The sequence below is a fragment of the Variovorax brevis genome (assembly GCF_030317105.1).
Lineage (GTDB): Bacteria > Pseudomonadota > Gammaproteobacteria > Burkholderiales > Burkholderiaceae_C > Variovorax > Variovorax brevis.
The window spans coordinates 411,598-433,582 of the sequence record NZ_JASZYG010000005.1 but is presented as its reverse complement, the minus strand read 5'-3'; the positions used below and the strand labels follow the sequence as shown (position 1 = coordinate 433,582).

General features: G+C 64.4%; 20 protein-coding genes. 9 read left to right on the top strand and 11 right to left on the bottom strand.

Annotated elements, in window-relative coordinates:
* Positions 1 to 13: 13 nt before the first annotated feature.
* From QTI66_RS18470 to QTI66_RS18450, 5 genes are all read right to left on the bottom strand, one after another.
* The gene (locus tag QTI66_RS18470) at positions 14 to 985 is read right to left on the bottom strand and encodes a tripartite tricarboxylate transporter substrate binding protein (RefSeq protein ID WP_286561288.1); all 972 of its coding nucleotides are present in this window, start codon (positions 983 to 985) and stop codon (positions 14 to 16) included.
* A gap of 59 nt (positions 986 to 1,044) precedes the next feature.
* Positions 1,045 to 2,088, bottom strand: coding sequence for a LysR family transcriptional regulator (locus QTI66_RS18465; protein ID WP_286561287.1), 1,044 nt, complete (start codon positions 2,086 to 2,088; stop codon positions 1,045 to 1,047).
* Positions 2,089 to 2,303: 215 nt separating this feature from the next.
* The gene (locus tag QTI66_RS18460) at positions 2,304 to 3,170 is read right to left on the bottom strand and encodes an amidohydrolase family protein (protein ID WP_286561286.1); all 867 of its coding nucleotides are present in this window, start codon (positions 3,168 to 3,170) and stop codon (positions 2,304 to 2,306) included.
* 2 nt (positions 3,171 to 3,172) lie between these two features.
* Entirely contained in the window at positions 3,173 to 4,039 is an 867-nt protein-coding gene (locus tag QTI66_RS18455; protein ID WP_286561285.1) for a tripartite tricarboxylate transporter substrate binding protein, read from the bottom strand.
* A 164-nt stretch (positions 4,040 to 4,203) separates the two neighbouring features.
* Entirely contained in the window at positions 4,204 to 5,208 is a 1,005-nt protein-coding gene (locus QTI66_RS18450) for a Bug family tripartite tricarboxylate transporter substrate binding protein (RefSeq protein ID WP_286561284.1), read from the bottom strand.
* Positions 5,209 to 5,295: 87 nt separating this feature from the next.
* Here QTI66_RS18450 and QTI66_RS18445 point away from each other — a divergent pair, with 87 nt between their 5' ends.
* The 6 genes from QTI66_RS18445 to QTI66_RS18420 are packed head-to-tail and all read left to right on the top strand — an operon-like array spanning position 5,296 to position 11,140.
* On the top strand, positions 5,296 to 6,024 hold the full coding sequence (locus QTI66_RS18445; protein WP_286561283.1) for an aspartate/glutamate racemase family protein: 729 nt from the start codon (positions 5,296 to 5,298) through the stop codon (positions 6,022 to 6,024).
* A gap of 34 nt (positions 6,025 to 6,058) precedes the next feature.
* A complete protein-coding gene (locus tag QTI66_RS18440; RefSeq protein WP_286561282.1) occupies positions 6,059 to 7,132 on the top strand; it encodes an isocitrate/isopropylmalate dehydrogenase family protein in 1,074 nt (357 codons plus the stop codon).
* Between the two features lie 6 nt (positions 7,133 to 7,138).
* The gene (otnK, locus tag QTI66_RS18435; RefSeq protein ID WP_286561281.1) at positions 7,139 to 8,410 is read left to right on the top strand and encodes a 3-oxo-tetronate kinase; all 1,272 of its coding nucleotides are present in this window, start codon (positions 7,139 to 7,141) and stop codon (positions 8,408 to 8,410) included.
* A gap of 37 nt (positions 8,411 to 8,447) precedes the next feature.
* The gene (locus QTI66_RS18430) at positions 8,448 to 9,368 is read left to right on the top strand and encodes a GntR family transcriptional regulator (protein ID WP_286561280.1); all 921 of its coding nucleotides are present in this window, start codon (positions 8,448 to 8,450) and stop codon (positions 9,366 to 9,368) included.
* Positions 9,346 to 10,038 carry a class II aldolase/adducin family protein gene (locus QTI66_RS18425; protein ID WP_286561279.1) on the top strand — a complete coding sequence of 231 codons (693 nt, stop codon included), beginning with the start codon at positions 9,346 to 9,348 and terminating at the stop codon, positions 10,036 to 10,038. Before QTI66_RS18430 ends, QTI66_RS18425 begins: the two co-directional genes overlap by 23 nt.
* A gap of 34 nt (positions 10,039 to 10,072) precedes the next feature.
* Positions 10,073 to 11,140, top strand: a complete 1,068-nt coding sequence (locus QTI66_RS18420) for a lactonase family protein (protein WP_353506207.1) — start codon at positions 10,073 to 10,075, stop codon at positions 11,138 to 11,140.
* Positions 11,141 to 11,401: 261 nt separating this feature from the next.
* Here the strand turns inward: QTI66_RS18420 and QTI66_RS18415 are convergent, their stop codons facing one another.
* The 4 genes from QTI66_RS18415 to QTI66_RS18400 are packed head-to-tail and all read right to left on the bottom strand — an operon-like array spanning position 11,402 to position 15,524.
* Entirely contained in the window at positions 11,402 to 12,049 is a 648-nt protein-coding gene (locus QTI66_RS18415; protein ID WP_286561278.1) for a DUF2894 domain-containing protein, read from the bottom strand.
* A gap of 10 nt (positions 12,050 to 12,059) precedes the next feature.
* A complete protein-coding gene (locus QTI66_RS18410) occupies positions 12,060 to 12,710 on the bottom strand; it encodes an OmpA family protein (RefSeq protein ID WP_286561512.1) in 651 nt (216 codons plus the stop codon).
* Positions 12,710 to 14,803, bottom strand: a complete 2,094-nt coding sequence (locus tag QTI66_RS18405) for a DUF802 domain-containing protein (protein WP_286561277.1) — start codon at positions 14,801 to 14,803, stop codon at positions 12,710 to 12,712. Before QTI66_RS18405 ends, QTI66_RS18410 begins: the two co-directional genes overlap by 1 nt.
* 13 nt (positions 14,804 to 14,816) lie before the next feature.
* The gene (locus tag QTI66_RS18400) at positions 14,817 to 15,524 is read right to left on the bottom strand and encodes a DUF3348 domain-containing protein (RefSeq protein ID WP_286561276.1); all 708 of its coding nucleotides are present in this window, start codon (positions 15,522 to 15,524) and stop codon (positions 14,817 to 14,819) included.
* A 283-nt stretch (positions 15,525 to 15,807) separates the two neighbouring features.
* Between QTI66_RS18400 and yjjJ the strand changes: the two genes are divergently transcribed.
* The gene (gene yjjJ / locus QTI66_RS18395; protein ID WP_286561275.1) at positions 15,808 to 17,190 is read left to right on the top strand and encodes a type II toxin-antitoxin system HipA family toxin YjjJ; all 1,383 of its coding nucleotides are present in this window, start codon (positions 15,808 to 15,810) and stop codon (positions 17,188 to 17,190) included.
* 49 nt (positions 17,191 to 17,239) lie between these two features.
* Here the strand turns inward: yjjJ and lolD are convergent, their stop codons facing one another.
* Both lolD and QTI66_RS18385 read right to left on the bottom strand, forming a co-directional pair.
* A complete protein-coding gene (gene lolD / locus QTI66_RS18390) occupies positions 17,240 to 17,974 on the bottom strand; it encodes a lipoprotein-releasing ABC transporter ATP-binding protein LolD (protein ID WP_286561274.1) in 735 nt (244 codons plus the stop codon).
* Entirely contained in the window at positions 17,967 to 19,223 is a 1,257-nt protein-coding gene (locus QTI66_RS18385) for a lipoprotein-releasing ABC transporter permease subunit (RefSeq protein WP_286561273.1), read from the bottom strand. Before QTI66_RS18385 ends, lolD begins: the two co-directional genes overlap by 8 nt.
* A gap of 82 nt (positions 19,224 to 19,305) precedes the next feature.
* On the opposite strand from QTI66_RS18385, the gene QTI66_RS18380 reads away from it, so the two are divergent.
* Positions 19,306 to 20,271, top strand: a complete 966-nt coding sequence (locus QTI66_RS18380) for a hypothetical protein (RefSeq protein WP_286561272.1) — start codon at positions 19,306 to 19,308, stop codon at positions 20,269 to 20,271.
* Positions 20,268 to 21,977, top strand: coding sequence for a single-stranded-DNA-specific exonuclease RecJ (recJ, locus tag QTI66_RS18375; RefSeq protein ID WP_286561271.1), 1,710 nt, complete (start codon positions 20,268 to 20,270; stop codon positions 21,975 to 21,977). Before QTI66_RS18380 ends, recJ begins: the two co-directional genes overlap by 4 nt.
* Positions 21,978 to 21,985 lie beyond the last annotated feature (8 nt).

Genomic DNA, 21,985 nt, shown 5'->3' with positions numbered 1-21,985 from the left:
TTGCTCTTTGGCGTTACTGCTTGGGCAGCGACTTCGCCAGTTCCTGCAGGGCCTTCTTGTTCTTCTCCAGAGACTGCTGCCATTCGGTCCCGGAGAGGTACGCGAGCACCGGCGCGTCGGCCGATGCGTTGGCAATGAACTCCGGGTCGCGCAGGCTTTCCGCGATGGCCGCGTCAAGTTGCTTGATGATTTGGGCGGGAACCGCCTTGGGTGCGGCGAAGCCTCGTTCAGAGGTCATGACGACCTTCGTACCGGTTTCCGTGGCCGTCGGAACGTTGGGCAGTGCCGGGGAGCGCTTCTCGCCAAGCTGAACCACGGCCTTGAGCTGGCCCGTGCCGGTGCCATGAAGCTCGGGCACCTCGCCTGCGCTCACCACGCCGAATGTCAGATGCCCGCCCAGGACGTCCGTCTTTTGCGCAGCGGTGCCCTTGTAGGGAATCGCATTGAGCTCGACCTTTGCCTGCTTGGCCAGCAACTGCAAGGCCAGATCACCGTTGGTGGCGACGCCGTTGTGGCCAAAGGTCAGTGACCCGGGCTTGTCGCGCAAGGCCGTAAGGGCTGCAGGCAAGGTCTGGATTGGGTTCTCGGTCCGCGTCACCAAGACCGTTGGGTCGTCCACGACGCGGGAGACCAACGTGAAGTCCTGCGGGTCGTATTGCGACTTCTTGACCATCGGCAGGAACAGAAATCCAGGAACGTTGACGACCGCCAGCGTGTACCCGTCCGGCTTCGCATTCTTGACGTAGGCATTGGCGATCTCGCCGCCGGCGCCGGGCTTGTTGACGACGACGAACTGCGCCTTGGGCCCAAGCCGCTTTTGGACGAAGGGCAGCAGCTTGCGTGCCATCAGGTCGGTGCCGCCGCCTGGGGCGAATCCGACAACCACTTCGATCGGCTTGTCCTCGGGCCATGCGGCGAAGCTTTGCCCCGCAACGCCAAGTGCCACTGCTGCGGCTGCCGCCACTTTCATGCTTGCGAATCTCATCTATGTCTCCGTTGGTGGAGACCGAATGATCGATGCGCCGTGTCAGTCGCACAAGCGATTTATTTGCTCTGCTTCGCAGTCGTTTTACGACTTTTAGCGAGTGGCGCGAGGTAGTGCGAAGGGGTCGCAAAATCGGCGACGCGCATCACGTACGACTGCATGGCCTGCAACAGCGTGCGAGTGTCATCGGCGCGCTGGAAGAAGTAGTAGTTCAGGCTCGGAAGGGGCGGATCGCTCCTCAACGCAACAAGGGCTCCTTGATCGACCCAAGGCTTCATGAACTGGGTCGGAAGGAAGCTGATGCCCGTGTCCGCAAGGACCAGTGCGACGATGGCCATGAGGCTGTTGCACCCCAGCGTGCGATGCATCGTGATGCCCTGCTCGGACGACCATGCCTCGATGGCGCGGGTCAGCCCGGAGCCCTCTGTCATGGTGATCACGGGATGCTGTTCCAGGTCTGCCTTTCGCAGCAACCTCTTGGCCGAAATCCGGGCGGGCGATGCCACCCAAGTGAACTCCACTCGACCAATGACGTTTCCCGTGACCTGCGCACCCAGACCCGGGCCAGGAGCGACCGAGAAATCGAGCTCGCCCCTTTGGACTTTTCGTTCCAGGTTTCGCGCCAGATCAACGTAGGGTTCGAGGATCAAGGCTGGATGGTCCTCGTTTACCAGGCGCGTGAAGTCGGGTAGCCAGGTCAGCGAAACAAGTTCGCTGACCCCGAACCGGCACACGCCTGCCATGCTGCTGGAAGCCAGCACCTCGCTTTGAAACTGGTCCTTGAGGTTGAGCATCTTGCCTGCAAGAGGAACCAGTCTGTGGCCCGCCTCCGTCAGCTGGGCCCGCTTGCTGGATCGATCAAAGAGTTGGGCACCGATCGACTCTTCAAGCTCCACGATGCGCTTGGACAAGGACGACTGAGTCACATGCAGACGGGTCGCAGCAATGCTGAAGCTGCCCAGGTTGGCGGCCCAGTAGAAGGCTTCGATTTCCTTTAGCGTCATGGCTTCATTGGGAGGAGTTCGGGCGAGCGGATTGGCGGAAGGTGTGCCGTAGCACCCTCCAATGCGCGACCATACTCGAAGCTGTTCCGGGAGGCCCAATGCCGACTCTCAACGAAAGCAGACCTTGATGGGCCCAGCGCGAATTCCCTGCTGATGGCCGCTACCCGCGTGCTGCACGCCAACCCCCGACCGATTCGACCATCGGAGGCGCGCGGCCGGCAAGTTCGGGCCCGTCGTGGTCATTCGCCCCTTAGCGCGAGCGACCGCTTCGCGCAGACAAGGGGTCGTCACATCGAAAGACGTGCGGGTATGTACTAAAAGAACAGCTTTTCGGGATTGCTAACCAACACTTTGTGGCGCGCCGCCTCATCGGGCACCCATCCCGCGACCAAGGCGAGTTGCTGTTCGTCGTCGACAGGCCTGAAAGATTCGACTCGCTCGGGCGGTGCGTCCTTGGGACGAGATGTCCCACCGGTATGGGGCCAGTCTGAACCCCATACAGTCCGCTCGGACGCGGCATCCCATAGAGCACGGGCAATGGAGGCAACGTCCCTGTACTTTGGCGAGTCGCTGGAAATCTGATGCTGTCCGGAGAACTTGATCCAGACATTGGCATTGCGCACCAAGTCGATCATCTGGGCCAGCACATTGATCCGCCCGGCGACGGGCGGCGGCACAAGCCCGAAGTGATCGATCAGCACGGGGCGTGACATGGTGCTGATGACTTCACTGCATGCCAGCGTGACCGCGACAGGGGCGTAGAGCTGCAACAGCATGGGAATGTCCGAAAGGGTGTCATCCATTCGTTGCAGCAATCCGGCGCAAGCCGGCGCGTCTCTTCCCCCATCGACCCCCACATTCAAGCGAACGCCCCTGACACCGGCTTGGTAGAGGCACAGAAGTTCATCTCGCGTGGTTCCTTCCTCGACCACGGCAACTCCGCGCGCGCGATCACCGAGTTGCGCAAGCCCGTCCAGCAGGCACGCATTGTCGAAGCCGTAGACGCTGGGTTGGACCAGCACGACCCGCTCCACGCCAATCGCGCGATGCACCTTCTGCAGGTCGGCGACTGTCGCAGGCGGCGGCGTGTATCGACGCTTCGCGGCGTAGGGGAACCTTGCGGGATCGAACAGATGCACGTGCGTGTCCGTCGCAAGCGGCGGCAACTTGAAGGGCTGCATCCCTATTGCGTCTGGATGTTGGCGCTCTTGACGACCTGTTGCCACTTCTTGGTTTCGTCGTTCACGAACTTTTGGAAGTCCTCCGCCGAAGTCAGCGCTGGAGTGGCCCCGAGTTCGGCGTACTTCTGGATCACTTCCGGCGCACGCAGGGCCTTTTCGATCTGCGCGTGCAGCGTCGCCAACACCGAAGGTGGTGTCTTCGCGGGCGCCACCACGCCGACCCAATGGGTCATCGAGAAGTTCTTGATGCCTGCCTCGTCGAACGTCGGGATGGCCGGCATTCGCGGCGAGCGAGTGGCTCCGCTGATGGCCAGCGCCTTGACGCGCCCGGATGCCAACGGTGCCGCGGTGCTGGTGATGCTGTCGATCAGCAGATCCACTTCGCCACCCATCAGTGCCTTGATGGATTCACCGCCGCCTTTGTAGGGCACGTGGGTGAGCTTCGCGCCAGTCACCGATGCGAGCAACTCGGTGGTCAAGTGGGGTGTGCTGCCGTTCCCTCCGGAGCCGTAGTTGAGCTTGCCGGGATTCTTTTTGGCGAAATCGATGAGTTCGCCAGCACTCTTGAATCGGGAGTCGGACGGGACCATCATGAGCATCGGCGACTCGGCAACCTTGGTAACGGCCGCCAGATCCTTCTGGGTGTCGTAGGGCATCTTGGCTTGCAACGCCGGCGACATCGTGAACGGGGCACTGACGAAGCCGAGCGTGTATCCATCAGGTGCAGCCTTGGCCACAGCATCAGTGCCAATCACACCGCCCGCCCCCGCCTTGTTGTCCACGACAAAGGGCTGACCGGTTTCACCCGTGAGGCGTTGCGCGAGCACCCGTGCCATCACGTCGTTGGGGCCGCCTGCGGCAAAGGGCACCACGAGGCGCACGGGTCGTGAAGGATATGCCCCTGTGGCCTGGGCATGTGAGAGTACAGGAGCTGCCAAAGCGAAGGCGACGGCAAGACCGGCAAGCGGCCGCTGGAGGAATGAGACTTTCATGGCTCGGAGCGTTTAATGGGACGAAGGAGATCCAACCGCGCTTATTCGGGCTTGATGTTGTGCGACTTCACCAGCTTCGACCAGCGGTCCGACTCGGAGCGGATGAAGGTCGCAAAAGCTTCCGGTGTGCCACCGGCCACTTCATTGCCTTGCGAGGTGATCTTTTCGGCCACGTCTGGCTCGCGGATGGCCTTGTTGATGGCCTGGTTCAGCTTGGCAACGACCGCGGGCGGCGTGCCCTTGGGGGCGACCACGCCAAACCAGTTGGACATCTCCATGCCCTGGATGCCGATCTCGTTGAATGTCGGCACGTCCGGCAGCAGCGGCGAGCGCTTGTCGCTGGTGATGGCGAGCGGGCGCAGCTTGGCTGAGTCGCCCTTGAGGTACGGCATCACCGCGTAGATCCACTCGAACATGATGTCAACATTGCCTGCGATCAGGTCGTTGGTCGCAGGCGCACCGCCCTTATAGGCCACATGCACCATGTCGACCTTGGCGCTTTGCTCAAAAGCCTCTCCGGCGAGGTGATGCGACCCGCCAAGGCCGCCGGAGGCAAAGGTCATGGTGCCAGGCTTGGCTTTGGCACGCGCGACCACATCCTGGGCGGTCTTCATGGGCGAGTTGAGGCTGACGGACATGACCAGCGGCCCGCGCTCGATCATTGCAACCGGCACCAGATCAGTGGCCGGATCGAACGGGAGTTTTGCGAACAGTGCCTTGTTGACGGCCAGCGGCGCAAAGTTGCCCAGGCCAATCACGTGGCCGTCCGGCGCGGCCTTCGCGATGTAGTCCGTGCCGATGTTGCCGCCTGCACCCGGGCGGTTGTCCACGATCACCGGCTTGCCAAAGTAGATCGAGAGCTTTTGCGCGATTTGGCGTGAGCGAATGTCCGAGCTTCCGCCTGCTGCATAGGGGACGACGAAGGTGATGGTCTTCGTCGGGTAGTCGGTTGCTGCCTGTGCGGCGGCAAGGGTCGGGAGGGTGGCGAGCGTGGCAAGGGACAGGGCCGCAATGAGGGGGTGGCGGCGGTTCAGCAAGCGGTTCATAGAGTCTCCAAGGGTTGGCAAAAAGATGCGGCGAACATGCCGCGGTGGGTTTTCCCTGATTGTATCTACACACGACGCAGTACAATCATGGCTAACCCTACCAAACTGGCACAGACACAAATGCTTGCACCAAGGATTGCGTTAATACATGCAACGCCACTGGCGATGGCTCCGATCCAAGGCGCCTTTGCGCGCCTCTGGCCAGAAGCGCAATGCGCCAACCTGCTGGATGACTCGTTGTCTGCCGACCTGTCGGCTGCGGGCGAACTTGGCGAAGCGCTGACCACACGTTTCGTGCAACTCGCGCAATACAGTGAGCGAACGGGAGCGCGAGCAATCCTTTTCACGTGCTCGGCGTTTGGGGCCGCGATAGAAGCGGCGGCCGCGTCAGTGGCTGTTCCAACGCACAAGCCGAACTACGCCATGTTCCGGGAAGCGATTTCGACGACTCCGGCGGCCGGTGTCTTGCGCATCGGCCTCCTCTCGACCTTCGAGCCATCCATCGCCTCGATGTCCGATGAACTGCTCCAACTCGCATGTGCGAATGAAGTCACCATCGAACTGAAGACGGCTTTCGTTCCGGACGCGATGAGCCTTCTGGCACAAGGTGACGGCGCTGCGCATGACCGCTTGATTGCTTCGCGCTCGACCGACCTTCAAGCCTGCGATGTCGTCATGCTGGGCCAGTTCTCGATGGCGCGGGCACAGCAGATGGTCCAGGCCGCCGTTGGCAAGCCGGTTCTCACCAGTCCCGACAGTGCTGTTCGCCTTCTGAAAAGTCTTTGCGCGGCGGTCCCGGCCGATTCGCTTTCTTGAGTTCACCCCACCCTACCAACCACTGGAGTTCCCCATGAAGTTCATCGTTCTGCCGTGTGACGGCATCGGCCCTGAAATCGTTGCCGCATCGGTCGAAGTACTGAAGGCCGCTGACAAGCGCTTCGATCTCAACATCAGCTACGACTACGAAGACGCCGGATTCACGAGCCTTGAGAAGCACGGCACGACCTTGCGCCAGGAGGTGCTGGACAAGGCGAAGACCTACGACGGCATCATCTTGGGCACGCAATCGCATGCCAATTACCCCGTGCCGGAAAAAGGCGGTCGCAATGTGTCGGCCGGCTTTCGCATCGGCTTGGACCTGTACGCCAATGTGCGTCCCGCGCGCACACGCCCCTACCTGCAGTCGAACATGCGCGAAGGCCGGACCATGGACCTGGTCATCATGCGGGAGGCCACGGAAGGCTTCTACCCGGACCGCAACATGGCGCGCGGCTGGGGCGAGGTGATGCCCGACCCGGACATGGCGCTGTCGATCCGCAAGATCACGCGCCGCTGCAGTGAGCGCATTGCGCGCCGCGCGTTCGAGTTGGCGATGACGCGCCGCAAGAAGGTCACGGCGATCCACAAGGCGAACAGCTTTCACATGACCGATGGCCTCTTCCTCGAGGCCGTGCGCCACGTGGCCAAGGACTTTCCCGAAGTTCAACTCGACGATCTGCTGGTCGATGCCTCGACGGCCCATCTGGTCAAGGAGCCGGAGCGCTTCGACGTGCTGGTCGCGACCAACTTCTACGGCGACATCATCTCGGACTTGGCCAGCGAACTGTCTGGCAGCTTGGGCTTGGCGGGATCTGTCATGGCCAGCGACGACCTGTGCTGCGCGCAGGCCCAGCATGGCTCGGCGCCGACCATCGCCGGCAAGGACCTTGCGAACCCCACGTCAATGATCCTGTCGGTGGCGATGATGGTCCGTTGGGTTGGCGACAAGCAGAAGAACAAGGCCATGCAAGACGCAGGTGACGCCATGGTGCGCGCCGTCGATAAGGTGCTGGAAAACCCCGAAACGCGCACCAAAGACATTGGTGGCACCGTTGGTTGCAAGGCTTTCACGGAAGCCGTCGTCAAGGCCGTGGCCACGGCCTGATCCACCATGACCCAAACTGTCCTGGGCTGCATCGCCGACGACTTTACGGGCGCCACCGACCTGGCCAACAACCTGGTGCGCGCCGGCATGCGGGTGGTGCAGACCATCGGCGTGCCGTCCGGGCCGCTCGATGGCGAGGCGGATGCGGTGGTGGTGGCGCTGAAGTCGCGCACGATCCCCGCAGCGGACGCCGTGCAGCAGTCGCTTCAAGCCCTTCAGTGGCTGCAGGGCCAAGGTTGCCGGCAGTTCTATTTCAAGTACTGCTCGACATTCGACTCCACTGCCGAAGGGAATATTGGTCCGGTGACCGATGCACTGATGGATGCGCTCGGCACGGACTTCACGATCGCCTGTCCAGCCTTTCCGGAAAACGGGCGCACGGTTTTCAAAGGCCATCTCTTCGTGGGCGACGAGTTGCTGCAAGAGTCCGGCATGCGCAATCACCCGCTGACACCGATGCGCGATTCCAACCTAATTCGTGTTCTGCAGGCGCAAACGCAACGTCGGGTTGGCCTCATCGAGCAGCGGACCGTGGCACAAGGCGAGGCGTCCATCGCGCAGCGCGTCGCGGCCTTGCGCAGCGAAGGCGTTGCCATGGCCATCGTCGATGCGATCAGCAACGCCGACCTGATGGTCATGGGCCGGGCATTTGCCGACCTGCCGCTGTTGACGGCAGGCTCCGGAGTGGCGATTGGACTGCCGCAAAACTTCGGCATAAAGCCGGCAGCCGACGCCGCGCGCCTGGCGCCGCCGAGCGGCTTGCGCGCCATCGTGTCGGGTAGCTGCTCGACGGCGACGAACGCACAGGTCGCGCATTTCCTCGCGAACGGCGGTGAGGGCTTCGCCATCGATCCCCTCCAGCTTGCCGAAGGCGTGGATTTGGCCGCACAAGCGCTTGATTGGGCGAGCTCGCGAATTGCGGCAGGACCGGTGCTGGTGTATGCCACAGCCGAACCAGCATCCGTCAAGGCGATTCAGGCGCAGTTGGGCAGCGCTCGCGCGGGCGAGATCGTCGAGCACGCCTTGGCGGCGGTCGCCCGCGGTTTGGTCGAGCGCGGTGTCGGCCAGTTGATCGTGGCAGGCGGAGAAACCTCAGGTGCCTGCGTGCAGGCGCTCGACATCCGCAGCATGCGCATCGGCCCGCAGATCGCTCCGGGCGTCCCGTGGTGCCACGCGGCATCCGGGCACGCTGGCGATGGCGCGTTGCACATTGCTTTGAAGTCCGGCAATTTCGGGGCCACCGACTTTTTCACCAGTGCATTTCGTCTGCTCGATTAAGTCGTAGAGTTCAGTTTTGCCACAGCTTGTCCCGTCCATGCCCAACTCTGCATCGCCAGCCAACGTCAGCGCGCTCACGCCCACGCTCGCCCGCAGGATCATCGAAATGATCCGCCGTGAGGGCTATTCGGTCGGCCACCGGCTGACCGAGCAGGCTTTGTGCGACGAACTGGGTGTGTCGCGCTCCCCGGTGCGCAAGGCATTGCAGTACCTGCAGGGCGTCGGGGCGCTGACCTCTGAGCCGAACCGTGGCTTTCAGGTCGCGAAGATGCCGGCCGAACTGGGCGAGCTGGAGTTCGCGCCCAATCCGGCGTCCGAGGAGGTGCTGTACATGCGCGTTGCGAACGACCGCATCCATGGCCTTCTGCCGGATGAAATTGCCGAGAACGACCTGATGGAGCGCTACGGCTTGGCGCGCCTGCAGGTCCAGCGCATCCTGAACCGCATGGCGCGCGAAAGCATGATCGACCGCAAGCCGGGCCGCGGATGGATCTTCCGCCCGTTGCTCAGCAATGTGGAGTCGCACCGCGAAAGCTACCGCTACCGCATGATCATCGAACCGGCCGCCATCCTCGAACCGGGCTACCAGGTCGACCTCGCCGAACTGGAGAAATGCCGCCGCGAACAGATCGAACTGCTGGCCGGCGGCATCGAACGCTGCACGCCCGCCGAGTTGTTCCGCGCGGGCGTGCATTTTCACGAGACCATGATCGCCGGCGCCAACAACCGCTTTCTGCTCGACTCGCTGCGCACCTTGAACCAGATGCGGAGGGTCGTGGAGTACGGCACGCGCCTTGACCGCAACCGGCTGCATCGCCAATGCGAAGAGCACCTTGTGCTGATCGACCTGCTCGTCAAGGGCGAGCGGATGGAAGCCTCCCAGTACCTGCGCCAGCACCTGAACACGGCGCGCATCACCAAGATTGGAACCGCCGATGAACGAGAGCGCGGCACGTGAAGAAATCTGCCGCGTCGGCCGCAGCCTGTTTGAGCGCGGCTATGTCCATGCGACGGCCGGCAATATCAGCGTGCGGCTCGATGACGAAGAAGGTGGCGGCTTCCTCATAACGCCGACCGATGCCTGCCTGGGCTACCTGCAACCTGAACGCCTGGCTCGACTCGACGCACGCGGCACGCAGTTGACCGGCGATCGCGCCAGCAAGACCATTGCATTGCACCGGCGCATCTATGACGCGAGCCGAGCCACCACTGCGCCCGCGCGCTGCGTGATCCACACCCACAGCACGCACTGTGTCGCGCTAACCCTGACGGGAAAGGTGAGCGCACCACCCGCGGAACGCGAACTGCTCCCGGCAATCACGCCCTACTTCGTGATGAAGGTCGGCCATGTACCCGTCGCGGCATACGCACTTCCTGGCAGCCCGATCACGGCGGATTGCGTAGAAAGCCTCATCGCTCAATATGCCGAGCGGGGCACCCCCATTCGCGCCGTCATGCTGGAACGCCTCGGCCCCAACGTGTGGCACGACACACCTGCGGCAGCAATGGCCACCCTGGAAGAGCTTGAAGAGACGGCCGCGCTCGCCGTGTTGGCTGGACCGGATACTCCAATGCTGGATGCGGAGCACATCGAAGCACTGCGCGCCACATTTGGGGCGATCTGGTAGCCATGCGAATGCACTCAGGCTGTCAAAAACCGGGATGAAAACAATATTTGCCTATGTAGGCTCCCGAACCACGCGGGAGCGAAACGCCAGGGGTGAAGGGATCAGTGTCTTTCGGCTCGATACGCAGCAGCGTCGGCTCGAACAAACGCAACTGCTCGGGGATCTGGTCAACCCGTCGTTCCTTGCGATGAACAGTGCTGGAACCGTCCTGTACACGGTGCATGGCGACGGGCATGAGGTCTCCAGCTTCAAGGTAGACCCGTCAGACGGCAACCTCAAGTTGCTGAACCGCGAGGACTGCCAAGGGCGCAACCCGGTCCATCTGGCACTCGACCCGAGTGAGCGTTACTTGATCGTTTCCAATCATTTGTCAGGGACCGTGGCCGTGATGCCATTGGCTCGGGATGGTTCAATCCAACCGGTGCAGCAGCTTGCGAAATGCGAAGGGACGCCGGGGCCGCATCGCATCGAACAACCCTTTGCAAAACCGCACTTCAATCCATTTGACCCGAGTGGGCGCTTCGTCGCTGTGCCGGACAAGGGACTCGACAAGATCTTCACCTTCGAGTTTCTCAATGGGCGCCTCGAGCCGACTTCGCCGGCGGCAGCGACATCCCGGGAAGGGTCCGGACCGAGGCATCTGGCCTTCCACGCGGCACGTCCGATGGCCTACGCGGTCAACGAGCTGGACTCAACAGTAACCGCATACCGGTTCGATGTCGAAACGGGCACGTTGGCTCCTGTGCAAATCTTGTCCACGCTTCCCGACACCTTCACCGGTAACAGTCGCGCCTCTGAAATCGCGATCGACGGCGGCGGCGGGTTTGTATACGCATCCAATCGGGGCTTTGACAGCATTGCATTGTTTGCCGTCACGGGCGAAGGAACACTGAAGTTCATAGAAGCGGTTGAAACGGGCGGCAAGACGCCGAGATTTTTTGCGTTGACGCCGAATCAACGCACGCTATTTGCGCTCAATGAGGACAGCGACAGCATCGTCGCGATGGCGGTGTCGGACACTTCGGGTCGCCTGTCGAAAACCGGCATCGATGTTCATTGCAGAAGTCCTGTTTGCATGGTCTTCTCGCCGCAAGAACGATAGGACTCGAAGCAACTAGCGGGCTCAGCGGAAGGCGTCCTGCAAGCGCCGGCTTGGATACGATCTTTCGTGATTCTGTCGTGACGTGCCTGTCTCGCCCCTGTGCAACGTCCGCTTGCTGGCCCAAAGCGATACTTTACGGCAAGGTACTTGAACTTCCGTTCATGGCCGACAGTTCCATTTTTCAGTCCAAACTCGAAGGTCAGCTTGCACTGCTGCACGCCGGTGACAGCGACAAGTGTCCGTACCACCCTGCCGTTTGCATCACGCAGATTTGCCGCGCGCGCCCTTCTTCTGTCCTTCGGCACGAGCTCCGTCGCCGCCCGACAAACCATTGCCGCCGTTGACCTGCTCAAGCCACTGCAACGCGTCGACATAGGCCATGAACCGGTTCAGGTACTCCGGCGACACGTTGCGCATCAAGGTCAGGGATCGATGCACGAGGTGGTGCGAATTCAACGGGCCGGCGTTCCCGGGCACCTTGGCGAGCGATTGCGTCAGGCGCTTGTTGGCGCTGAGCCGCGACCACGTGCTGCGGAAGAAAGCGAGCGCCTTGTGCTCGGGCTTGGAGGCGAGCGTGGGCACGGGCTTGGCTGTCTGAGAATCGTCTGCATGCGAAGACGCATGGCGCGTCATGTGCTCGACGAGTTCCGCCAAAGGCCCGCGCTGCGTTTGGCCCTTGGTCTTTGGCGCGACTTCACCGTCGGCGCCAGAATGCTTTTCAAGCTCCTCGCCATACGCGAGCACCAGTCTGCCCAGCTTGTCATCCAGGATGCGCCGCGCCTCGCCATGGTGAGCCGCGGTACGCCTCGCCATCGCCTCGATCAAGCGAAAGCGCACCGGGTCCAGCCGATCATCACCACGCGCACGCCACGCGTCGATCGTGGCCGCAGCGTCCGTTGCTTGATCCATGGATGTGTGGCTACTCACGAGGCTTCGTGTTCGCGCTGGATGAAGGCCTGGGCGTCGGCGCCATTTCCACGCGCCGGTTTTTTGACCGACCGTCGGCATCGGCATTCGACGCCACGGCCTGCTCGGAACCAAAGGCCGCGGCAAAGACCGACGACGACGGCACGCCCTCTTCGATCAAGGCCCGCGTCACCGTCAACGCACGCTGCGCCGACAGTTCCCAGTTGTCCGCGAACTGGCGGTTGCCGCCGCGCACCTGCCGGTCGTCGGTGAAGCCGCTCACCATCAGGATCTCGTCGCGCGATTTGAGGTACGCGGCCAAGGGAGTTGCCAGGCTCTTGAGCAGTTGCCGGCCTTCGGGCTGCAGCTCCGCGGAGTTCAACGCAAACAGCACGCTGCCGCTGATGCCGATGCGGCCGTTGTTCAGCGTCACGCGACCGGCGGCCAAGGGTCCGGCCAAGGCCTGCTCGAGTGCCTCGCGCCGCTGCGATTCCATCTGCCGCTGCTTGACCTCGGCTTCCAGCTTCGTCGCCAAGTCCAGTTGCATGCCGATCACGCACACCAGGATCAGCACGAAGGCGCCCAGCAGGCCCGACATCAAATCGCCGAACACGGCCCACACGGGCACGCTCGGCTCGATGCCGGCGTCGACGTCCTCCGTCATCATGCTTCGCTGCCCACCAGCGTGCGTTGTGCGGCGATGTGCTGCAGGTCTTCGACGATCTGCTTTTGCGACATGATGCTCAAGTCGATGACTTCACGGGCCTGCGCCACGTAGTAGTCGAGTTGCTCGTCGCTGCGCGCAATGGCCTTGCCCAACGCGCCTTCGATGCGCTGCAGATGCGTCACGAGCTTGTCGTTCGACTGGCCGAAGAGCTGCACGGCCAAGCCAAAAGCCTCGCCCAGGCTCGCAACCTCGACGGCGCTGCCGGTGATCTGCGCAGCCACCTCGGCCATCTTGCCGGTCTCCGCATCGACCTTGTCGTTGAAGCGTGAGCCCACGCGATCCAGCAGGTCCGCCGATGCGGACACGAGCGCATCGATGGCCGTGCGCTGTTGGTTGGAGGCATGGTTCACCGCGCCCAGCAGCGTCTCCAGCGTTTCGAGAATGCGGCCGCGTTCTTCCAGCATCGTGTTGTCGCGCGCCATGCTGTCGGCCAGCTTCTGGCGCAGTTCGCCGATGACTTCGGCTGCCGCGCGCGGGGCCTCGGAAGCGGTCTGCACGAGCTGCGCGATCTCGGCAATCGTGTCTCTTGCATGCGCCTGTGTTTGGGCGGAGATGTTGCCGGCGGTCTTTTCCAGCGTCTCGCAGATCTCCCGCTGCTGGAGTTCCGATCGCTCGCCAGCCTGCTGCCATTCCTCGTGGAGCGATGTGGCCATCGACTCCAGCGCCTGCGTCCACGCGGACAGGCGCTGCTCGTCGCGTGATGCAAGCTTCGACTGCAGATCGGCATGGGCTTGATCCACCGTGCGCAGGAGCGAAGCGCTGTGCTGCTCGAAGGTGGCAGCGGCTGCAACGAGTGCCTGCGTCGTGTCGCCCGACAGTTGATCGCTCACGCGCTGGTGCTGTGCAAGCGCGCTGCCCCACGTGTCCGACACCTTGCTGACCGCGCCTTCGAGTTGCCCGCCGACGCCAGCGACCAGGGCCGCCGAGCGTTGCTCGAAGGTCTCGGCGAACTGGTCGAGCGTGGCGCGCAGGTCGCGGGCCTGTGCCTCGTTCGTCTGCTGATGTCCGGCGAGTGCGGACTGCCAAATCTCTCCGACGTCGGCAGTCGTGGCTTCAAGGCGCGTCGTCAACCCGTCCAGCTGGCGCTGCACGCTGCTTTCAACGGTGCCATTCAACACGGCCGCCTCGCGCGCGATGCTGGCCATCGTCGCTTCGACAACCGGCTGGATCGTGGCGCTGGCCGCGCGTGCGCTCTCGGTGAGGCTTTCCTTCAGCGATTGGCCGACAGTGGAAGCCAGCCCTGCATAGGCTGCCTCGGCCTTGTGGTGAAAGCTCTCCTGACTGGCGACAAGGCGCTCGTTCAGCGCGTGGTTCTGGCGTTCCATCGTCGACATGAGGGCCTGCAGGCGATCGACCAGCACGGGCATTGCCTCGCCCTGTCGCTGCAGCAGCCTGAACGACTCTTCGCGTTGGTGTGCAAGGGAGAAAACGCGCAAGGTCGTCGCAATGCGCGTGTCCAGCAACTGCGCGGCCTGCAGCCTGTCGCGCCGGCACAAGGCAGACACGAGCCCCAGCATGGCCGACGCCGCCACACCCGCGACCGAGGTGCCAAAGGCAATGCCCAGGCCCCGCACCGGCGCAGCCAGCGAGGAACGAATGGCCTGCACGTCCGCCGCGCTTTCCAGCGCCAGGCCGGTGCCGTTCAGCGTGACCACCATGCCCAGGAAGGTGCCCAGCATGCCCAGCAACACCAGCAGCCCCGCGAGGTAAGGCGTCATGGCCGGACCGGGCAAGGCGACGCGCACACCCTCAACGCGCAGTCGCACCGCGTTCTGCAGCGAAGGATGCAGCTGGCCCAGCCATTGGCCCAGGTTCGCCGGCGGTTCAGCCGACTCCGATGCCACGGCTTGCGACAGCGTGGTCGTCGCCTGGTTGAAGTGGTGAAGCTCCAGCGCGCCCATCAGGTAGAAGGCGCCCACGATCAGCGTGATGGCAAGCGCCAGCGGGTTGGTGCCGACGTAGCCCACACCCACCCAGCACACGGCGGCCAGGCCCACGACGAAGGCGGCGTATTGAAGAAATCTGGTCATTGCAGCCTGACTACTACTGTTGTCTCTTGCGAAGGGCTTCGAGCAGCCCCTCGACCGGTTGAAATCGAAGATCCAGTTCGGCCAGCAACACGCCCTGCATGTCCTTGCCGAACACCTCCAGCCACGTTGCGGGCTGGACACCATCACTGTCGCTCCCCTCGAGTGCCAATTGCACTTCGGCGAGCTTTGCCTCATGGGCCTTGCGCAAGCGCTCGAAGTGCTTGTGGAGCAGCGCGGGCACGGTGGCGAGCAACCGTTGCTCGTGCGCACCCAGCACCTGCTCCATCACGACGTCCAGCGATGCGAGCCGCGCCTCGTCGGTGGAGGACGTGGCCGCAAGCCGCGCCCGCAACCGATCGCGCAGGCGGCCGATGCTCGTTTCCATCGCCTGTTGCCGTGCGACATAGCGCTGGCGGTACGGCGCGAAGTCCGCCGTTGCGGACGCCGCGCCTGCTTCGGCAATGGCACTCACCAGCCCGGCCCGCACACGCGCGCACTCGGCCTCTTCGGCACTCGCCGAACCCCGGGCCGCGGCGGGCGCCGTCGCCACAGGACCATTCAATGCCGAAGAGAGCGAGATGGCGTCAGTCCAGCTGAACCATTGACTCAATCGATCCGCGAAATCCCGTTTGGATTCGGGAACGTCGATGTCTGTCAGTCTGGCCAGCAGGCGAATGAGCGCCGAGTCGTTGAATCCTGGGCGCCGTAACACTTTCGCCATACCGCCGGAGGGGGAAAAACGGGGCAGTTTACCCGCAACGGCGGGGCGGTCCGGATTCCGGACGGGTCCCGCTCCGGGGATACGGGTGCGGACAACGCTGTCGACGTGGCGGTTGGGTGGTCGCGCCTTTCTGCAGCGGGTTTCAAGCCTCGCCCCGTTCAGCGCTTTTCCTCCAGACGCGGAGCCACTAGAATCGTTTCACGTATCGTTTCATGCATTCAATGAACGGCAGCCAAATCTCCTTTGGGAGAAGTGCAATTTCAAGCTGATTAATCGTTTCATCATGCCCATCGACCCCATCACGCTACTCCGTGCGAGCGGCCCACAGGCCGCCAGCAAGCTCGCCGAGTTGATGGGGGCGAGTCGGCCCACGTTGAGCCGGGCAGTGCACGCAGCAGGGAATGCGCTCATCACACGCGGCCGGGCTCGGCGCACACGGTATGCAGCAAGGCGCGCGCTGCGCGGTTCCCTGGCGCCGCTGCCCCTCTTTCGCATCGACCGCGAGGGGACACCGCACCAGATCGCCGAACTGGACCTGATCTACCCGGACGGCACCGCGCTCAGCTACAGCGGCGGGTTCGGCTGGCCGCTCGAAGAGCAGATGCTGGATGGCTGGTTCGATGGCTTGCCCTACCCGATGCAGGACATGCGCCCCCAAGGTTTCCTGGGCCGCCACTTCGCCCGGCACAACGCCGCGGTACTCCAGGTCAACGAAGACCCGGCGATGTGGTCGGACGACGATGTGCTGTACGCCCTGTCGATCCTGGGCGACGACACGCCCGGTGATCTGCTGGTCGGCGCGGCGGCCTGCAGGCGGTGGCTCGACCGGGTGCAGCAAGTGGCGTCCAGCGAAGCGCCAGCGGGCTTGCGCAATTCGCAGTTGGCGCAGGCGTACCCGAAGCTGGCAACGATGGCACTCGAACTGGGGGTGGCCGGCTCTTCGGCCGGGGGCGAGTTCCCGAAGTTCACGGCCTTGCGCCAGATGGCCGATGGCGCGCTTCAGCATGTGCTGGTCAAGTTCTCGGGCTCGGACGATTCGCCGGGCACGCAGCGCTGGGCGGACCTGCTGGTGTGCGAGCACCTGGCCGGCCGCGCGCTCGAAGATCACGTCGGCATTGCCACTGCACGCTCGCGCGTCCACGCGCACGCGGGCCGAACCTTCCTGGAGGTCGACCGCTTCGACCGTCACGGCACGCTGGGCCGCTCTCCGATGGTGTCCTGGGCGGCCTTGAACAACACCTTCATCGGCAACGCTGGACGCGCATGGGGAGAGGCCGTCGCACCGCTGGTGCACAAGGGCTGGGTGGAGGCGCAGGACATCGGCCGCATCCTGCGCGTATGGCTCTTCGGACAGCTCATCGGCAACAACGACATGCACGACGGCAACCTGTCTTTCCTGCCGGCGCAGCGAGGCAATGCCCTGCAATTGGCGCCCATCTACGACATGTTGCCGATGATGTACGCACCCGTGCGTGGCGTTGAACTGCCTCCGCGCATCTACGCGCCACGCCTGCCGCTGCCAGCGGACGCAGCCGCCTGGCAGGACGCCGCGCGCGCTGCCCTGGCCTTCTGGGAACTTGCCGCAAGCGACCAGCGCATCAGCGCCAGCTTTCGCAAGGTCTGCGGGGACAACGCGGCGCTGCTCGGCAAGCTGGCTCGACGTTAGGCAACAGCGCGCGCTTGCCGGTGCCCGTCATGGGCGGGCAAGGCGACACTCAATCCGCCAGCCGGCCAGCGGTCAACCGCAGCACGCGGTCGCAACGCGACGCCAGGCTCTCGTCGTGCGTCACCATCACGAAGGCGGTGCCACGGTCGCGCGCCAGCGAAATCATGAGCTTGAACACGCCGTCGGCGGTCGCGCGGTCGAGGTTGCCGGTGGGCTCGTCGGCCAGCACGCAGTCGGGCTGCGTGACCAGCGCACGCGCAATCGCCACGCGCTGGCGTTCGCCGCCCGACAGCTCGGCCGGCCGGTGCTGCACACGTTCTGCCAAACCCACAGAGGCGAGCATGGCGGCGGCGGCGGCTCTTGCACGCTCGGGCGTTTCGCGGCGTATCTTCAGCGGCATCGCGACGTTGTCCAGCGCGCTGAACTCCGGCAGCAGGTGATGGAACTGGTAGACGAAACCCAGGTGTCGGTTTCGCAAGCGCCCCTGCTCGGCCGCGTCGACATTGGCGATGTTCTCGCCGTGCAGCTCGACGCTGCCGCTGGTGGGCGCATCGAGGCCGCCCATGAGGTGCAGCAGCGTGCTCTTGCCCGAACCCGACGCGCCGACGATGGCCAGCGTTTCTCCCGCGCGCACGTCCAGGTCCACCCCATGCAGCACCGTGAGGTCGATGCGGCCTTCATGAAAGCGCTTGGTGAGCCCGCGCACCCTCAGCACGATGCCGTCCTTGCCGTTCGCATTGGCCTTGACGTTCGCGCCGGCGACCGTGCTTGCGTGGTCATTCATAACGCAGCGCCTCCGCCGGGTTGACGCGGCTCGCGCGCCAGCTCGGATACAGCGTGGCCGCAAAGGCAAGGATGAGCGAGATCACGGTGATCGGCACGATGTCGCTTTGCTGCGGATCACTGGGCATGCGGCTGATGAGGTAGATGTCCTTGGGCAGGAAGCTGGCATGAAACAGTTTCTCGAGCGCGGGCACGATCACGTCGATGTTGTAGGCAATGCCCAGCCCCAGCAACAGCCCGCCCATGGTGCCGATGACGCCCACCATTGCCCCTTGCACGACGAAGATGCCCATGATGCTGCGTGGGCTCGAACCCAGCGTGCGCAAGATGGCGATGTCGGCGCGCTTGTCCGTCACCGTCATCACCAGCGTCGAGACCAGGTTGAAAGCCGCCACGGCCACGATGAGCGTGAGGATGATGAACATCATGCGTTTCTCGACCTGCACGGCCGCGAACCATGTCTTGTTCTGCCGCGTCCAGTCGCGAATCAGGAAGGAGCCCGGCAAGGTCACGGCCAGTTCGTCGGCCACCTCGCGCGCCAGATGCAGGTCCTTGAGCTTGAGGCGAATGCCACTGGCGCCTTCGAGGCGGAACACTTTTTCCGCGTCCTGCTCATGGATCATCGCGAGCGCCGAGTCGTACTCGTAGTGGCCGGAATCGAAGGTGCCGACCACGGTGAACTGCTTGAGGCGCGGCACCACGCCGGCAGGTGTGACCTGTCCGCCGGGTGCCACGATGGTCACCGTGTCGCCCTCGCGCACGAAAAGCGATCGCGCCAGTTCGCCGCCGAGCACGATGCCGAATTCGCCCGGCACCAATCGGTCGAGCGCGCCGTTTTGCGCGGTCGTGGCGATATCGGTCACCTGCGGCTCCAGCTTGGGGTCGATGCCGCGCACCAGGGCGCCCTTCATGTCTTCGCCCCGCGCCACCAGCGCCTGCGTGGAAATGAACGGCGCCACCCCAATCACCTGAGGGTTCTTGCGCGCTGCCGCCATGATCTCGTCGATCTCCGGCAGCGCCTGCCCGTCGCGCGAAAAAATCTCGATATGCGAGACGACGCCCAGCATGCGGTCGCGCACTTCCTTCTGGAAGCCGTTCATGACCGAGAGCACGATGATGAGCGCCGCCACGCCCAGCGCAATGCCCAGCATGGACACGCCTGAAATGAAGGAAATGAAGCCGTTGCGCCGCGTGGCCCGGCCGGCGCGCGTGTAGCGCCAGCCGAGTTGCAGTTCATAGGGGAGTCGCATATCAGGTGTTTCGAAGGGCCGCCCCATGGCGAACGAGGGGGTTGTTCATCTTCGGAATTGTGGCATCCCGGACAATAGCCCCATGACCACATCCACTCGGCACGTCCTGATTCCTTTCGCCGGACGCAGCACGCCCGCATGCCAGGCGGCACTGGGAGGATTGCGGCTGCCCAACCTCGAAAGCCTGCTCGGCCGGCTCACGCTGGTGCGCGACGATACGCAGGAAGATTCATCCCTCTCCGCACCCCATGAACGCGCCCTTGCGGCCGCCATGGGCCTGGCGGCGTCCGATGGCTGCATTCCGTGGGCCGCGTGGGAGGCGCGCGAAATGGGCCTGCCGAGCGCCGGTGACGGCGCGTCCTGGGGCCTGCTCACGCTGTGCCATTGGCAAGTCGGCATCGACGACGTGGTGCTCGGCGACCCGAACGCCATCGACATCGACGCCGGGGAATCCGCCACGCTGCTCGCCGCCGCCCAGCCCTTCTTTGCGGAGGACGGCATTGCGCTGCACCCGAGCCAGCGGCCGGGCCGCTGGCTGGCGCAGGGCAAGGTGTTCGACGGCCTTGCCACCGCCTCCATCGACCGCGCCGTCGGCTATCCCATCTCGCAATGGTCACCGCTGTCGGACGCGGCGCGGCCCTTGCGCCGGCTTCAGAACGAAATGCAAATGCTGCTCTACACCGAGCGCGTGAACGACCTGCGCACGCAGCGCGGCGCACCGCCCATCAACTCCTTCTGGGTCAGCGGCACCGGTGCGCTGCCCGCCACGCTGACACCCGCTGACGCCACGCCCGCATCCGTCGAGGCCAGCCTGCGCGTGTCCGCATTGCACGATGACGCCGCGGCATGGACGCAGGCCTGGCAAGCCCTCGACGCCGGCGTTCTCGCATCCCTGCTCGCCGACCACAACCGCGGCGAGGAAGTCAATTTGACGCTGTGCGGCGATCGCGCCGCGCGCACCTTTGCCGCGCGCAAGGTCGGCTTCACCACGTGGGCGCGACGCCTGTTCAAGCGCGAGCCGGCAGCCGCCGTGCTGGGTTCGCTATGAAGATCGTCACGCGAGACATTCCGCCGCGCAGCGCCTGGGCGCTGGAGCAGGCGGGCGTGCACCCCCTGCTCGCCCGGCTCTACGCGGCCCGCGGCGTCACCGCCAAGGACCAACTCGACGACGGCCTTGCCCGCCTGCTGCCGCCCGAGACCTTGCGCGGCGCCCGCGAAGCCGGCGTGCTGCTGGCCGACGCGATTCGCGACGGCAAGCGCCTGTGCATCGTGGCCGACTACGACTGCGATGGCGCCACCGCCTGCGCCGTGGCGGTGCGCGGCCTGAAGCTGCTCGGCGCGCGCAACGTGAGCTACCTCGTGCCCGATCGAGTCGTCGACGGCTACGGCCTCACGCCCCCCATCGCCGAGCGCGTGGCCGACACGGGTGCCGACGTGCTCATCACCGTGGACAACGGCATTGCCAGCGTCGAAGGCGTGGCGAGCGCCAAGGCGCGTGGGCTCACCGTGCTGGTCACCGACCATCATTTGCCCGGCCCCGAGTTGCCCGCTGCGGACGTGCTCGTGAACCCCAACCAGCCGGCTTGCAGCTTCGAGAGCAAGAGCATCGCGGGTGTCGGCGTGATGTTCTATGTGTTGCTGTCGCTGCGCTCCGAGCTGCGTGCGCGCGGCGTGTTCAGTGTTGCGGACCAGCCGAAGCTGGATGCCTTGCTGCCACTGGTTGCGCTCGGCACGGTCGCCGACGTGGTGCGGCTGGACCCCAACAACCGCCGCCTCGTGGCTCAGGGCCTTCGCCGCATCCGCGCGGGCACGATGCCTGCCGGTCTCGCCGCGCTGTTCAAGGCCGCAGGACGCGCGTCGCCCGTCGCCACCACCTTCGACTTCGGCTTCGCACTCGGCCCACGCATCAACGCGGCGGGGCGTTTGTCCGACATGACGCTGGGCATCGAATGCCTGCTCACCGACGACGCGGGCCGTGCCGAAGAACTGGCACGCACGCTCGACGGCATCAACCGCGACCGGCGCGAGATCGAAGGCGGCATGCGCGACCAGGCCCTGTTGCTGGCCGAGAACCTGTTCGTGGGCGAACTGTCCCCGCCACCGGCCGTCACCGTGTTCGATGCGCACTTTCACGAAGGCGTGGTCGGCATCGTGGCCTCGCGCATCAAGGATCGCTTTCATCGCCCGACCTTCGTGTTCGCGGCCAGCGGCGCGCCGGGCAAGGAACATGAACTCAAGGGCTCGGGCCGGTCCATTCCCGGCTTTCATCTGCGTGACGCGCTGGACCTGGTGGCCAAGCGCCATCCGGAGGTGCTGCTGCGTTTTGGCGGCCACGCGATGGCGGCGGGCTGCACGGTAGCGCGCGAGCAACTCAAGACCTTTGAAGACGCACTGGCGCAAGTCGCCCGCGAATGGCTCGATGCCGCCACGCTCACGCGGCGCCTGGACACCGACGGCCCGCTCGCGCCGGAGTACCTGCGCGTCGACCTGGTCGACACGCTGCATCGCGAGGTGTGGGGCCAGGGCTTTGCGCCACCGACCTTCAGCGAAGAAGTCGAAGTGGTGTCGCAACGGCTCGTGGGTGAAAAGCATCTGGCGCTCAAGTTGAAGCACCAGGGCAAGCCGGTGGACGCCATCTGGTTCGGCCACACGGAGCCGCTGCCGCAGCGTGTGGTGCTGGCCTTTCGCCTCGATGCGGACGAATGGCAGGGCGTCCGGCGTGTACGCTTCATGGTCGAAGGCGCGGAAGGCTGAATGCCGGC